Source organism: Actinoplanes philippinensis (assembly GCF_900113015.1).
Classification (GTDB): domain Bacteria; phylum Actinomycetota; class Actinomycetes; order Mycobacteriales; family Micromonosporaceae; genus Actinoplanes; species Actinoplanes philippinensis.
This window is the reverse complement of the sequence record NZ_FONV01000005.1, coordinates 212,298-225,897: the sequence shown is the minus strand read 5'-3', so window position 1 is coordinate 225,897 and position 13,600 is coordinate 212,298. Positions and strand designations below refer to the sequence as shown.

At 71.6% G+C, this 13,600-nt stretch carries 9 protein-coding genes; 7 read left to right on the top strand and 2 right to left on the bottom strand.

Features of this window, described 5'->3' with window-relative positions; genetic code table 11:
• The first annotated feature begins 24 nt into the window (after positions 1 to 24).
• Genes BM290_RS14475 through BM290_RS14460 form a run of 4 tightly spaced genes read left to right on the top strand, consistent with a single transcriptional unit; the run spans position 25 to position 3,422 of the window.
• Positions 25 to 633: a fibronectin type III domain-containing protein gene (locus BM290_RS14475; RefSeq protein WP_093614121.1), complete on the top strand. Its 609-nt coding sequence runs from the start codon at positions 25 to 27 to the stop codon at positions 631 to 633.
• A 34-nt stretch (positions 634 to 667) separates the two neighbouring features.
• Positions 668 to 2,242, top strand: a complete 1,575-nt coding sequence (locus BM290_RS14470; RefSeq protein WP_093614119.1) for a Na+/H+ antiporter — start codon at positions 668 to 670, stop codon at positions 2,240 to 2,242.
• A complete protein-coding gene (locus BM290_RS14465) occupies positions 2,239 to 2,502 on the top strand; it encodes a UBP-type zinc finger domain-containing protein (RefSeq protein ID WP_093614117.1) in 264 nt (87 codons plus the stop codon). Before BM290_RS14470 ends, BM290_RS14465 begins: the two co-directional genes overlap by 4 nt.
• A complete protein-coding gene (locus BM290_RS14460) occupies positions 2,499 to 3,422 on the top strand; it encodes a ketopantoate reductase family protein (protein WP_093614115.1) in 924 nt (307 codons plus the stop codon). Before BM290_RS14465 ends, BM290_RS14460 begins: the two co-directional genes overlap by 4 nt.
• A 493-nt stretch (positions 3,423 to 3,915) precedes the next feature.
• Here the strand turns inward: BM290_RS14460 and BM290_RS14455 are convergent, their stop codons facing one another.
• Entirely contained in the window at positions 3,916 to 5,202 is a 1,287-nt protein-coding gene (locus tag BM290_RS14455; protein ID WP_093614113.1) for a glycosyltransferase family 4 protein, read from the bottom strand.
• A 55-nt stretch (positions 5,203 to 5,257) separates the two neighbouring features.
• Positions 5,258 to 7,126 carry an amylo-alpha-1,6-glucosidase gene (locus BM290_RS14450; RefSeq protein ID WP_093614111.1) on the bottom strand — a complete coding sequence of 623 codons (1,869 nt, stop codon included), beginning with the start codon at positions 7,124 to 7,126 and terminating at the stop codon, positions 5,258 to 5,260.
• 207 nt (positions 7,127 to 7,333) lie between these two features.
• Here BM290_RS14450 and glgX point away from each other — a divergent pair, with 207 nt between their 5' ends.
• From glgX to treZ, 3 genes are read left to right on the top strand one after another with little or no spacing between them, the layout of a single operon-like run.
• Complete coding sequence (glgX, locus tag BM290_RS14445; RefSeq protein WP_093614108.1) at positions 7,334 to 9,445, top strand: glycogen debranching protein GlgX; 2,112 nt, start codon at positions 7,334 to 7,336, stop codon at positions 9,443 to 9,445.
• A gap of 4 nt (positions 9,446 to 9,449) precedes the next feature.
• Positions 9,450 to 11,717 (top strand): malto-oligosyltrehalose synthase, encoded by a 2,268-nt coding sequence (gene treY / locus BM290_RS14440; RefSeq protein WP_093614106.1) that lies wholly within the window; start codon positions 9,450 to 9,452, stop codon positions 11,715 to 11,717.
• Positions 11,714 to 13,444 (top strand): malto-oligosyltrehalose trehalohydrolase, encoded by a 1,731-nt coding sequence (gene treZ, locus BM290_RS14435; RefSeq protein ID WP_093614104.1) that lies wholly within the window; start codon positions 11,714 to 11,716, stop codon positions 13,442 to 13,444. Before treY ends, treZ begins: the two co-directional genes overlap by 4 nt.
• The last annotated feature ends 156 nt before the right edge of the window (positions 13,445 to 13,600 follow it).

Here is a 13,600-nt window from a genome sequence, read left to right as displayed (position 1 = left end):
CTGCTCCGACCCGAAGCACCAGACGTGCTGGGATATCGGAAGTCCGCCGCCGTCGCCCTGACCGCCGTCGCGCTGCCGCTGCTGCTCGCCGGCTGCTCCTCGTCCTCCTCGTCGTCGACCCGGCCGGGCGCGCAGGGCACGGCCGCCGGCGGCCCCAACTGGATCGTCGTCGGCGGTGGCACGGCCACTCCGTCGCCCACCGTGCCGGTCGGGAAGGCGTCACCGACCCCGTCGACCACGCTGCCGCCGCTGCCCAGCGGCAGCCCCTGGCCGTCCGGGACACCGAGCGGCACCTGCACGCCGATCCAGCGGATCCAGCGGATCGACGGGCTGGCCGTGACGCCGTCCAGCACCAGCGCGGTGGTCACCTGGTATCACCCGGGCGGCAGCAACATCGTCGACTACCGGATCACGGCGATCAACCAGAACCTGATCACCGGCGCGCAGAAGGAGGTCGGCTGGACCCGCAGCGCGCCGGCCACGTGCGGGGACGTCAGCGCCACCGTGACCGGGCTGGACCCGAAGACGCCGTACACCTTCGTCGTCGACGTGGTGCTCAAACCTGACAACTTCAGCCTGGAGGGCGTGCGCACCCAGACGATCGCGCGTTCCGGGGTAATCAGCACCACGTAGGGACTTGTCACAGGGAGTCTCTAAGCTTCCCGGCATGGAGACGATCGTCGACACTGTCGTACTGGTCGCGATCGCTGTCGTCGGCGCGGCCCTCGCGCGCCGGCTGGGGTTCGTCGCGCCACTGGTGCTGCTCGTCGCGGGCCTCGGGCTGTCCTTCGTGCCCGGGTTCCCACAGGCGCACCTCGATCACGAGCTGGTCCTGATCGGGATCCTGCCACCGCTGCTCTACGTGGCGGCGTTGCAGACCTCGGTGCCCGCGTTCCGGCTCGCGCTGCGGCCGATCCTGCTGCTCGCGGTGGGGCTCGTGGTGCTGACCGCGCTGGTGATCGGCTTCCTGATGCACCTGCTGCTGCCCGAGGTGCCGCTCGCCGCGTGCGTGGCCCTGGGCGCGATCGTGGCCCCGCCCGACGCGGTCTCCGCCACCGCGATCGCCCGTCGCGTGGGGCTGCCCCGCCGGGTGGTCACCATCCTCGAGGGCGAGAGCCTGCTCAACGACGCGACCGCCCTGGTCATGGTGCGGGTCGCGATCGGCGCGCTGACCGGCTCGGCGATCGGCCTCATGGAGATCTCCGTCGACGTCGTGCGGACGGCGGGCGGCGGCCTGCTGATCGGGCTGGCCTTCGCGGTCGGCGCCGCCTGGCTGCACCGGAGGATCGACGACCCGCTGCTCGACGACGCGGTGGCGCTGCTCACCCCGTTCGTCGTGGTGATCGTCGCGGAGAAACTGCACACCTCCAGCGTGGTGGCCGTCGTCGTCGCCGGTCTCTACCTCGGGCACCGCATCCCCTACCTGCTGTCGGCCACCTCCCGGCTGCAGATGGAGGCGGTCTGGCGCCTGATCAACTTCCTGCTGGAGGGTGTGGTCTTCCTCCTGGTCGGCCTCCAGATGCGGCACGTGCTCAGCAGCATCGAGACCAGCTGGGCGACCACCGCGCAGGTCACCGCCGTGGTGTTCGGTGCGCTGCTGGCCGTCCGCTTCCTGTGGATGTATCCGGCGACATACCTGGCCCGGCTCGTCCCACGGATCCGCAACCGCGAGCCACGACCACCGGTCACCGTGCCCACCGTCATCGCCTGGGCCGGCATGCGTGGTGTGGTCACGCTCGCCGCCGCCCAGACCCTGCCGCCACCCGGCGTCGAGAACGCGCCCTACTACCCCCGCGACCTGCTCATCTTCGTGGCGTTCGCGATCATCGTGCTGACCCTGATGGTGCAGGGCACCACGCTGCCCTGGCTGGCCCGCCGGCTCGGCGTCCGCGAGGACAACAGCGCCCAGGACGCGCTGGCCGAGGCCGGGGTGCAGCACGCTGCCGGCCGGGCCGCGATCGAGGCGCTGGAGGAGCATGCCGGCGGCGCGCCCCCGACGGTGGTCGAGCGGCTGCGCGGCCTGGTCGAGAGCCGAGGCAACAACGCGTGGGAGCGGCTCGGCAGCCAGGACCGGGAAACCCCGTCGGCTGCGTACGGCCGGCTGCGCCGGGAGATGATCAGAGCGGAACGGCGCGTTTTCAAGATCGCCCGCAACGAGGGGCGGATCCCCGAGGAGGTGCTGGTCCGCGCCCAGCGCGAGCTAGACCTGGAAGAGTCCCAGCTGCAACGGAGTGACGATTGACCTGTCAGCATCTCAAGGAGACGACCGAGCCGGCGCCGCTGAGCGCCTACGAGGACGGCTGCCCGCAGTGCCACGCCGCCGGCAACCACAACTGGGTGCACCTGCGCCTGTGCATGACCTGCGGGCTGGTCGCGTGCTGTGACTCGTCACCGGCCCGGCACATGTCGGCGCACCACGCCGCCGAGGGCCACCCGGTGATGCGCTCGTTCGAGCCGGGCGAGTCGTGGCGCTGGTGCTACGAGGACGAGCAGCTCGGATGAGGACCCTCGTGCTCGGCGCGGGCGCGACCGGCGGCTACTTCGGCGGCCGCCTCGCCCAGGCCGGACGGGACGTGACGTTCCTGGTCCGGCCGGGGCGGGCGGCCCGCCTGGCCGAGCGCGGCCTGCGGATCACGAGCCCCGACGGCGAGACGTCGCTGCAACCACGCGTCATCACCGAGCCCGACGGTCACTACGACCTGGTGCTCGTCGCGGTGAAAAGCTACTCGCTGGAGACCGCCCTCTCCGGCCTGACCCCCGCCGTCGGCCCGCGGACCGTCGTGATCCCGCTGCTCAACGGCATCCGTCACATCGAGTCGCTGGTCCGCCGCTTCGGCGCGGACCGGGCGTGGGGCGGCGTCTGCATGATCCACGCGACGCTCGACGAGCACGGCGACGTGCACCAGATGAGCGGCCTGCACCGGCTCGCCTTCGGACCGCTCGACGCCGCCTCGCTGGACGATCCCGCGGTGGTCGATCATCTGGCCGCCGTCGCCGAGACGCTGACCGGCGCCGGTTTCGACGCCCGCGCGTCGACCGCCATCATCCAGGAACTCTGGGACAAATGGATCCTGCTCGCCACCCTCGGCGCGGCGACGACCCTGCTGCGCGGCTCGATCGGGGCGATCAACAAGGCGCCCGGCGGCAGCGAGTTCCTGCACGCGCTGGCCGCCGAGACCGCCGCCGTCGCGGAGGCCGCCGGCCACCCGATCCGCGGCAAGGCGGCGGCGATGCTGGAGGCGACCATCGTCACCACCGAGCCGACGACCTCGTCGATGTATCGGGATCTCGTCCAAGGGCTGCCCGTGGAAGCCGGGGCGATCGTCGGCGACCTGGTTGCCGAAGCGGCGAAACACCAGGTCAGCGTGCCGTTGCTGGCCGCGGCGCACACCGGGTTGGCGGTCTATTCGGCAAACCTCTGATTCGGTACGGCCCACGCGAACCGATCTGTGCGGCCCGCAAGGCAGGCGACCCACCGGACCGCAACGCGGCCGCCGGGCGTATGCGGGCCGGGCGTATGCGGGCCGGGCGTATGCGGTGGCATCGTGTACCACGTCCGCCGGGCCGGACGGCAGTGGTCTCGCACCTGGCGGTTGTGGGTGGCCGCGGTGTTGCGGGGTCTGGCGGTTGTGGGTGGCCGCGGTGTTGCGGGGTCTGGCGGTTGTGGGTGGCCGCGGTGTTGCGGGGTCTGGCGGTTGTGGGTGGCCGCGGTGCTGCGGGGTCTGGCGGTTGTGGGTGGCCGCGGTGCTGCGGGGTCTGGCGGTTGTGAGTGGCCGCGGTGTTGCGGGGTCTGGCGGTTGTGGGTGGCCGCGGTGCTGCGGGGTCTGGCGGTTGTGGGTGGCCGCGGTGCTGCGGGGTCTGGCGGTTGTGAGTGGCCGCGGTGTGGCGTCGCCTGGCGGCACCGGCCACGGCCGATCAGGAGCGGCCGGCTCCCAGCGCTGTCTCGGTGGTGTCGAGACGGCTCGGCGAGCCGGCCGGTGCGGAGGTCGTGAGGACGTGTTCGGCCTCGCGGGCAACGCGGTCGGCGTCGGTGGCGCGGGCGCGGCCGTAGACGGCGGTGGTCCGGTCGGCGATGGCCGGCCAGTTGAAGTCGGCGCGGACCCGTTCGCGGGCTCGGAGGGCCAGGGAGCGGGCGAAATCGCGGTCGCCGAGGACCCAGCCGGTCGCCTCGGCCAGGGCCTCCGGGCTGCCTGGGGTGAACTTCACGCCGGTCACCCCGTGGTCGACGATCTCGTCCAGGCCTCCGGTGGCGGCGACGGCCACCGGGGTTCCGGCCGCGGCGGCCTCCAGCGCGACCATGCCGAACGGCTCGTAGATGCTCGGCACCACGTAGCAGTCGGAGGCGCCCATCAGCGCTGTCAGCTCGTGGCCGCCGAGGAAACCGGTGAAGCTGACCTCGGGCGTACCGGCGGCCCGGTCTTCCAGGTCCTGGCGGTAGGGGCCGTCGCCGGCGATGACCACGCGCAGGCCGGGGAAGCGGGAACGCAGCGCGGGCACGGCGTCGATCAGGTGCTGGACGCCCTTCTCGTAGACGAGCCGGCCGGCGTAGCTGATCAGCGGGCCGTCACCGGCGTAGCGGGACCGGGCGGCGGCGACCGCTCGGGGACGGGCGCGCCAGCGGAGGACGTCGACCCCGTTCGGGACCACGTCGACACGGTCGGCGGGCACGTCGAAGAGGCGGCCGATCTCGCGTTTCATGTAGGCGGAGCAGACGATCACGCGTACCGCCTCGGCGGTCAGCCAGCGTTCCACGTCGTCGATGGTGCGGTTGTGGGCGTCCGGCAGGTAGCCCTGGTGACGGCCGGACTCGGTGGCGTGGACGGTGGCGACCAGCGGCACGTCGAGGTGTTCGCGCAGCGTGACCGCGGTGTGCGCGACCAGCCAGTCGTGGGCGTGCACCACGTCGAAACCGCCGGTCCGGGCGGCGCGCAGGGCGGCCCGGGTGAGCGTGTGGTTGAAGGCGACCGCCCAGGCCAGCAGGTTGCCGCCGGCCACGTCGAAGGCGGGCGGGTCGTCGGGGGCGCGGACCACCCGGACGCCCTCGGTGTACTCCTCGAGCAGCGCGCCCGGACCGTGCCGGGTGACCACGGTGACCTCGTGACCGGCCCGGACCAGCGTGGTGGCGAGCGCGTGCACGTGCCGGCCGAGCCCGCCGACGAGCAGCGGAGGATACTCCCACGACAGCAGCAGGATCCGGCTCATGCCGTCACCTCCGGGGAGAACGCGGCAGCCCGGCGGCGGGAGAGCGGGACGGCGGTCACGTCAGGTACCTCTGCTTGACTCGTAGGGCCTCGGCGACCGAGCGGGCGGAGAACGGGACGCCGGAGGCGCGGTGCGGGGCGTCGCCGTCGGCGGTCTCGCCCAGGGAGCCGACGCCGGCTTCGGACAGGTGCGCGTCGAGGGCGTCGAGCAGGCCGTCGACCGGCCGGCCGGTGGCGGCACAGGCATCGGCGTACGGGCCGATCAGCCACGTCCACACCGGGCCCTGGTGGTGTGCCATGTCCGGGTCGGCGGGCCGCTGGGACTGGTAGCCGTATTCGCCGGGGGCCAGGGTGCGCGGGCCGAGCGGGGTGAGCAGGGACTCGCCGACGGCGCGGACGGCGGTGGACGGCCGGCCGCGCATCGGGGCGTGCGGCAGCGACCAGGCGAGCAGTTGGTGGGGCCGCAGCGACGGGTCGTCGTGGTGGGCGCTGGCGCCGAGCGGGTAGGCCGCCGCGGGTCCCTCGATCACGTCGTACAGCCAGCCCTCGGGCGCCGGGAACCGGGCCGTGAACGACGCCTGCGCCCGGGCGTGCCGGGCCCGCGGCTCGCTGTCGTCGTGGCCGCCCTCGCCGAGCAGTTCGCACATGGCGGCCAGCGCGTTCACCCAGAGCGCGTTGAGGTCGACGGGCTTGCCGACCCGGGGTGTCTCGGGGCCGGGGGAGGCGAGCCGGATCAGCCCGTCGGCCGGGTCGATGCTGAGCGGCCCGGATCCGCCGAGGTGGTGGCGCAGAACCCGGCCGAGCGGCGCCGCGAGTTTGGCGGCCAGGGCGCCGTCACCGGTACGGGTGACGTGCCGGTCGACCGCATGCACCAGCCACAGCGGCCCGTCGAGGGCGTCGTGCCGCAGCCAGGGGGCGTCCGGGGTACGCAGGTCGCGGGCGGCCGCACGGGTTCTGGCGATCAGCAGCTCCCGGCCCTCGTCGACGCGGCCGGTGTCGAGGAACAGCCCCTCGTAGGCGGTCATCGTGTCGGCCGGCCAGCAGCCCTGCCCCGGGTATCCGGCGACCACGTCCGGTCCGTCGGGCGCCCGGACGATGAACCGGTCGGCGGCGAGAACGAGCGTTTCGGCGTACCCCTCGGCCTTGGCAAGGGTGACCAGCCGATGGGCCCGCTCGCGCTCCGCGGCGATGATCGCCGGCGGTGGTGGCGGGGTCTCGCCGAGAGGGCCCGCCCACGCCGAGATCTCGCAGGCGCCGCCGGGGCCCGCCTGGCGGAAGAACGTGCCGGCGTGCCAGAGGTCCTCGATGGAGTCCTCGGCGCCGGTACGCACGCCGAGGTGCCACGATCCGGCGGGCTGCCAGCCGGGGCCGTGCAGCCGGTACGCCCCGTCGAGGATCACGCCGCCGGTGACGGGCTCGACGGTGAGGCCGGGACCGTCGGCGCGGCGGCTGGTGTGCGCGGTCCGCCAGGTGCACATCGCGGCGACGGCGAGACCGACCGGGCCGGGCGCGCTGATCACCCGGTGGACGACGGCGAGCGACGGGTGGCCGTGCCGCATGGCCAGCTCACGCTCGACGACGACGTCGCCGATCCGCCAGCGCCAGCGCGGCAGGCCCTGGTCGAGGGTGAACATCTCCAGGTGCCGGTGCCCGGACGGCTCGATCGGCCCGGACGCCCAGGAGTGCGTATAGAGCGGCACCTTGGCGCCGGACGGCAGGGTGACGGTGAGGTCCAGCGAGGCGAGCGCGACGTGACCGGAGACGGTCAGCAGAGCGTGTTCACGTCGGGTGCGCAGGCCGCTGACGGTGCCCGACGCGTATCCGCCGAGACCGTCGGTGACCAGCCATTCCCGGCCGGCCCCCGCATCGGCGGAGAGGGAGCCGCAGACGTGCGGCCCGAACGTGAACTGATCATTCCGCGGCACGGTCCCTCAAATGCTCGATTTGATACGCGCCACATCCCCGGACGGGGAGATATCAGCGGCTAACCGGACAGTCGGGCCGACGTTAGCAGTGAAGTCCGCGAGAATGGCCCGTGACGCGGCCCGTGAGGTTAGTCCGTCCCACGGATGGGCAATGCAAACTCCCGCCGGCCTCGATCACAGGGACGGCCGAGGGGTAGGAGCACGGTTATGCAGGTCTGGCCTGGTCATCGGTACCCGCTGGGCGCCACGTACGACGGGACGGGCACCAACTTCGCGATCTTCTCCGAGGTGGCCGAGGCGGTCGAGCTCTGCTTGTTCGACCCCGCCGGCAACGAGCGGAAGGTGTTGCTCCACGAGCAGGACGCGTTCGTGTGGCACGCGTATCTGCCGGGGGTGGAGCCGGGGCAGCGGTACGGCTACCGCGTCTACGGCCCGTACGAGCCGCACCGGGGACTGCGGTGCAACCCGCACAAGCTCCTGCTGGACCCGTACGCGCGGGCGGTCGACTCCGACATCGACTGGCATCCGTCGCTGTACGCGTACGACTTCGACAACCCGGATCAGATGTCCGAGCTGGACTCGGGGCCGTACATGCCCAAGGGCGTGGTGGTGAACCCGTACTTCGACTGGGGCAACGACCGCCGGCCGGACATCCCGTACCACCACTCGGTGATCTACGAGACGCACGTCAAGGGGCTCACCCAGCGGCACCCGGAGATCCCGAAGGACATGCGCGGCACCTACTCGGCGATCGGCCACCCGGCGATCATCGAGCACCTGAAGAGCCTCGGCGTGACCGCTGTCGAGCTGATGCCGGTGCACCAGTTCGTGCACGACAACCGGCTGCACGACCTGAACCTGCGCAACTACTGGGGCTACAACACGATCGGGTTCTTCGCGCCGTACCACGGCTATTCGGCGATGGGTTCGCTCGGCCAGCAGACCCAGGAGTTCCGGGGGATGGTCAAGGCGCTGCACGCGGCCGGCATGGAGGTCATCCTCGACGTGGTCTACAACCACACGGCCGAGGGCAACCACCTGGGGCCGACGCTGTCGCTGAAGGGCATCGACAACCGGACCTACTACCGGCTGGTGGACGACCAACCCCAGTTCTACATGGATTACACGGGCACGGGTAACAGCCTGAACGTGCGCAGCCCGCAGAGCCTCCAGCTGATCATGGACTCGCTGCGGTACTGGGTGACCGAGATGCACGTCGACGGTTTCCGGTTCGATCTGGCGTCCACGCTGGCCCGGGAGTTCTACGACGTGGACCGGCTGTCGACGTTCTTCGAGGTGGTGCAGCAGGACCCGATCGTCGGCCAGGTGAAGCTGATCGCCGAGCCGTGGGACGTCGGGCCGGGCGGCTACCAGGTCGGCAACTTCCCGCCGAACTGGACCGAGTGGAACGGCAAGTACCGGGACACGGTCCGCGACTTCTGGCGCGGCGAGCCGGCCACGCTGGCCGAGTTCGCGTCCCGGATCACCGGCTCGGCCGACCTCTACCAGGACGACGGCCGCAAGCCCTTCCACTCGATCAACTTCGTGACGGCGCACGACGGGTTCACGCTCAACGACCTGGTGTCGTACAACGACAAGCACAACGACGCCAACGGCGAGGAGAACCGGGACGGCGAGAGCCACAACCGGTCCTGGAACTGTGGCATCGAGGGGCCGGCCACCGACCCGGGCGTGCTCGCGCTGCGGGCCCGGCAGCGGCGCAACTTCCTGGCCACGCTGATGCTCAGCCAGGGCGTGCCGATGATTTCCCACGGCGACGAGCTGGGGCGGACCCAGCAGGGCAACAACAACGCCTACTGCCAGGACAACGAGCTCGCCTGGATCGACTGGGAGAACGCCGACGAGCGGCTGCTGGAGTTCGCCCGCAAGCTGACCGCGTTCCGCCACCGGCACCAGGTCTTCCAGCGCCGCCGGTTCTTCACCGGCCTGCCGGTGACCGCCCGTGGCGGCGGCGACCCGCTGCCGGACCTGGAGTGGTTCACCCCGGACGGGCGGCAGATGGCCGGCGACGACTGGGGCAACGACTTCGGCCGGGCCGTGGCGCTCTTCGTCAACGGCGAGGGGATCCGGGAGCGCGGCCAGTACGGCCAGCGCCACGTGGACAGCTCGTTCCTGCTGTTCTTCAACGCGCACGACGCGCCGCTCGAGTTCACCACGCCTCCCGCGGAGTACGGGGAGAAGTGGGAGAAGGTCATCGAAACCGCCGACCCGTCCCCGGATCGCCCGTCCGTCGTGGAGGCCGGACACAAGATCTGGGTGCCGGACCGGTCTCTCATCGTCTTGGACAGGACGGTCTGATTCAATGCGCCCGAGCAGCACCTACCGCGTGCAGGTCCGCCCCGAGTTCCCGCTGAGCAGCACCGCCGAGATAGCCGACTACCTGGCCGATCTCGGGGTGAGCCACCTCTACTCGGCGCCGCTGCTGAGCGCGGCGCCGGAATCGCAGCACGGGTACGACGTGGTGGATCATTCGCGGGTCAGCCCGGCCCTGGGCGGGGCGGACGGCCTGGCCGCCTTGAAAAGCGCCCTGGACGAGGCGAACCTGGGTCTCGTCGTGGACATCGTCCCGAACCATGCCGGGGTGGCCGCGGCCGCCGAGAACCCGACGTGGTGGGACGTCCTGAAGAACGGCCAGAAATCGGAGTTCTCGGGCTTCTACGACGTCGACTGGTCGCGTGGCCGGATCCTCCTCCCGGTTCTCGCCGACACCGCGGACGCCCTGGACGACCTGCGGATCGAGGACGGCGAGCTGCGCTACTTCGACAAGCGCTACCCCATCGCCGACGGCACCGGCGACGGGACCCCCCGCGAGGTCCACGACCGGCAGCACTACGAGCTGATCAACTGGACCCGCGGGGACTCCGAGATCAACTACCGGCGGTTCTTCGCCATCACCGACCTGGCCGGCCTGCGCGTCGAGGACCCGGACGTCTTCGCCGCCACCCACGCCGAGATCCTCCGCTGGTACAACGAGGGCCTCGCCCAGGGCATCCGGGTCGACCATCCGGACGGCCTGCGCGACCCGGGCGAGTACTTCGACCGGCTGCGCGACGCCGCTCCGGACGCCTGGATCGTTGTCGAGAAGATCCTGGAGCCGGGCGAGAGGCTGCCCGCCTGGCCGGTCGCCGGCACCACCGGGTACGACGCGATGGCCCAGGTCAACGGCGTCTTCGTGGACCCGGGCACGGAGGCGTTCTTCGACACCCTCGACCACCACCTGACCGGTGCCACCACCTCCTGGCAGGACCTGGTGCACGACGCCAAACTGCACGTGGCCACGAACGTGCTGGCCGCCGAGCTGGCCCGGCTCGCGGCGCTCGTACCGGAGATCGAGGCCGCCCCCAAGGCCCTCGCCGAACTCGCCGCGTGTTTCCCGGTGTACCGCTCCTACCTCCCGGCCGGCAGCCGCGACCTGGCGACGGCCCGGTCCGAGGCGGGCCGCCGCCGCCCGCAGATGATCACCGTGCTCGACCAGCTGACCGCCCGGCTGCGCAACCCCGCCGACGAGCTGGCGATCCGGTTCCAGCAGTTCACCGGCGCGGTGATGGCCAAGGGCGTCGAGGACAACGCATTCTACCGGTGGACCCGGTTCGTGGCCCGCAACGAGGTCGGCAACGACCCGTGCAAGTTCGGCGTCACCATCGACGAGTTCCACCACTACGCCGAGCAGCGGCTCACCGACTGGCCGGACACCATGACGGCGCTGGCCACCCACGACACCAAACGCGGCGAGGACGTGCGCGCGAGGCTGGCGGTCCTCTCCGAGGTGCCGGGCGACTGGACCGAGGTGGTCCGCCGATGGGTCCGGTTCGCTCCGCTCCCGGATCCGGCCCTGGCCCATCTCCTCTGGCAGGTCGCGGTCGGCGCGTGGCCGATCTCCAGAGAGCGACTGCAGGCGTACGCCGTGAAAGCGGCCCGGGAAGCCGGAACCGGAACGAACTGGCTCAGCCCCGACGAACGTTTCGAGACGGCGTTGCGGCAGATGGTCGACCGGATCTACGACGATCCCGCCCTGCATCGGGAGATCGCCGACTTCGCCTCCTCGATCGCCCCGCCCGGCTGGTCGAACTCCCTAGGTCAGAAGCTGGTGCAGCTGACCATGCCCGGCGTCCCGGACGTCTACCAGGGCACCGAGCTGTGGGACCACTCCCTCGTCGACCCGGACAACCGCCGCCCCGTCGACTTCGGCGCCCGCCGGGAGCTGCTCGGCCGGATCGACGACGGATGGCTGCCGCCGGTCGACGAGACCGGCGCCGCCAAGCTGCTGGTCACCAGCCGGGTGCTGCGCCTGCGCCGGCAGCGGCCCGAGCTGTTCGCCGGCTACCGTCCGGTCTTCGCCGACGGCCGTGTCCCGGAGCACGTGCTCGCCTTCGACCGCGGCGGTGTGGTGGCGGTCGCCACTCGGCTCCCGGTCGGATTGTCACGGCACGGCGGCTGGGGGGACACCACGCTGTCACTGGACGGACACAGTTGGACGGAAGTGTTCACGAACACCAGCTACGGTGGCAGTCGTCTGGCCGTGGCCGAGCTGCTGCACACCTATCCCGTCGCTCTTCTGGTGAAAGAATGACTCTCTTCTCGGTGTGGGCGCCGGAAAAGCCCGTTCGACTCCGCGTCGCCGGCGAGGATCGCGCGATGGAGCCCGGCGAGGACGGCTGGTGGCATCTCGACGTGCCCGCGGCCCCGCCCGGCGCCGACTACGCCTTCGTGCTGCCCGGCGCCGACAACCCGCTGCCCGACCCGCGGTCGGCCTGGCAGCCGCAGGGCGTGCACGGGCCGAGCCGGGTCTACGACCACGCGGCCTTCGCGTGGACCGACCAGCGCTGGCCCGGACGGCAACTGCCCGGCTCGGTCCTCTACGAGCTGCACATCGGCACGTTCACCCCGGAGGGCACCTTCGACGCCGCGATCGAGCGGCTCGACCACCTCGTCGACCTCGGTGTCGACCTGGTCGAGCTGCTGCCGGTCAACGCGTTCAACGGCACCTGCAACTGGGGCTACGACGGGGTCTGCTGGTTCGCGCCGCACGAGGGGTACGGCGGGCCCGACGGCCTCAAACGGTTCGTCGACGCGGCACACGCCAAGGGCCTCGGCGTGGTGCTCGACGTGGTCTACAACCACTTCGGGCCCTCCGGGGCGTATGCGCCGATGTTCGCCCCCTACCTCAGCAGCGGCAGCAACGCCTGGGGCAGCTCGGTCAACCTGGACGGGCCCGGCTCCGACGAGGTGCGCCGCTACATCGTCGACAGTGTGCTGATGTGGCTGCGCGACTACCACGTCGACGGTCTGCGGCTGGACGCCGTGCACGCGCTGCACGACGAGGGCGCCGTCCACCTGCTCGAGCAGATGGCCGTCGAGGTGGAGTCGCTCTCCACCGAGCTGCGCCGGCCGCTGTCGCTGATCGCCGAGTCCGACCTCAACGACGCCAAGCTGATCACCCCGCGGGAGGCCGGGGGGTACGGTCTGCACGCCCAGTGGGACGACGACGTCCACCACGCCCTGCACACCCTGCTCACCGGGGAGCGCCAGGGCTACTACGGCGACTTCGGGTCGCTGGACTGTCTGCGCACCGTCCTGGAGGGCGCGTTCTTCCACGCCGGCACCTGGTCGTCGTTCCGCGGCCGCCGGCACGGCCGCCCGGTCGACCGGCAGCGCACGCCCGGCCACCGGTTCGTCGCGTTCCTGCAGAACCACGATCAGATCGGCAACCGGGCGGTCGGCGACCGGCTCACCGCCACCCTGTCGCCCGGCCTGCTCAAGGTCGGCGCCACCCTGCTGCTGACCTCCCCGTTCACGCCGATGCTCTTCATGGGCGAGGAGTGGGCGGCCAGCAGCCCCTGGCAGTACTTCACCTCGCACCCCGAGCCCGACCTGGCCGCCGCCGTGCAGAACGGGCGCCGCAAGGAGTTCGCCAGTCACGGCTGGGCCGAGGCGGACGTGCCCGACCCGCAGGACCCGGCCACCTTCGAGCGCTCCAAGCTCGACTGGTCGGAGCTGGGCAAACCCGGTCACGCCGAGATCCTCGACCTGTACCGGAAGCTCATCGCGCTGCGCCGGAGCACCCCCGGGCTCACCGACCCGTGGCTGCACCAGGTCGAGGTGTGGCACGGCGACCAGCACGTGGTCATCCGGCGCGGGCCCAGCGTGGTGGCCGCCAACCTGGCCGCCGTCCCGCAGACGGTCAGCCTGCGGGCCCTGCCACGGTCGGTCCTGCTGGCCACCGAGCCCGGCGTCGTCGTCGAACGGGACCGGCTCGTGCTGCCACCGGAGAGCGCCGCGGTCGTCTCGGTCCGCTGAGGTGCGTGCTTCCGCCATCATGTGACCGTGGGAGTGCGGAAGAAGAAGAAAAAGTCGAGAGACTACTGCGACTTCGGGTGTGTGCCGGACTGCGACGTCCCCGGCTGCGACTGCGACATCCCGGGCTGCGACTGTTTCTCGCTCAGCACCATGGTG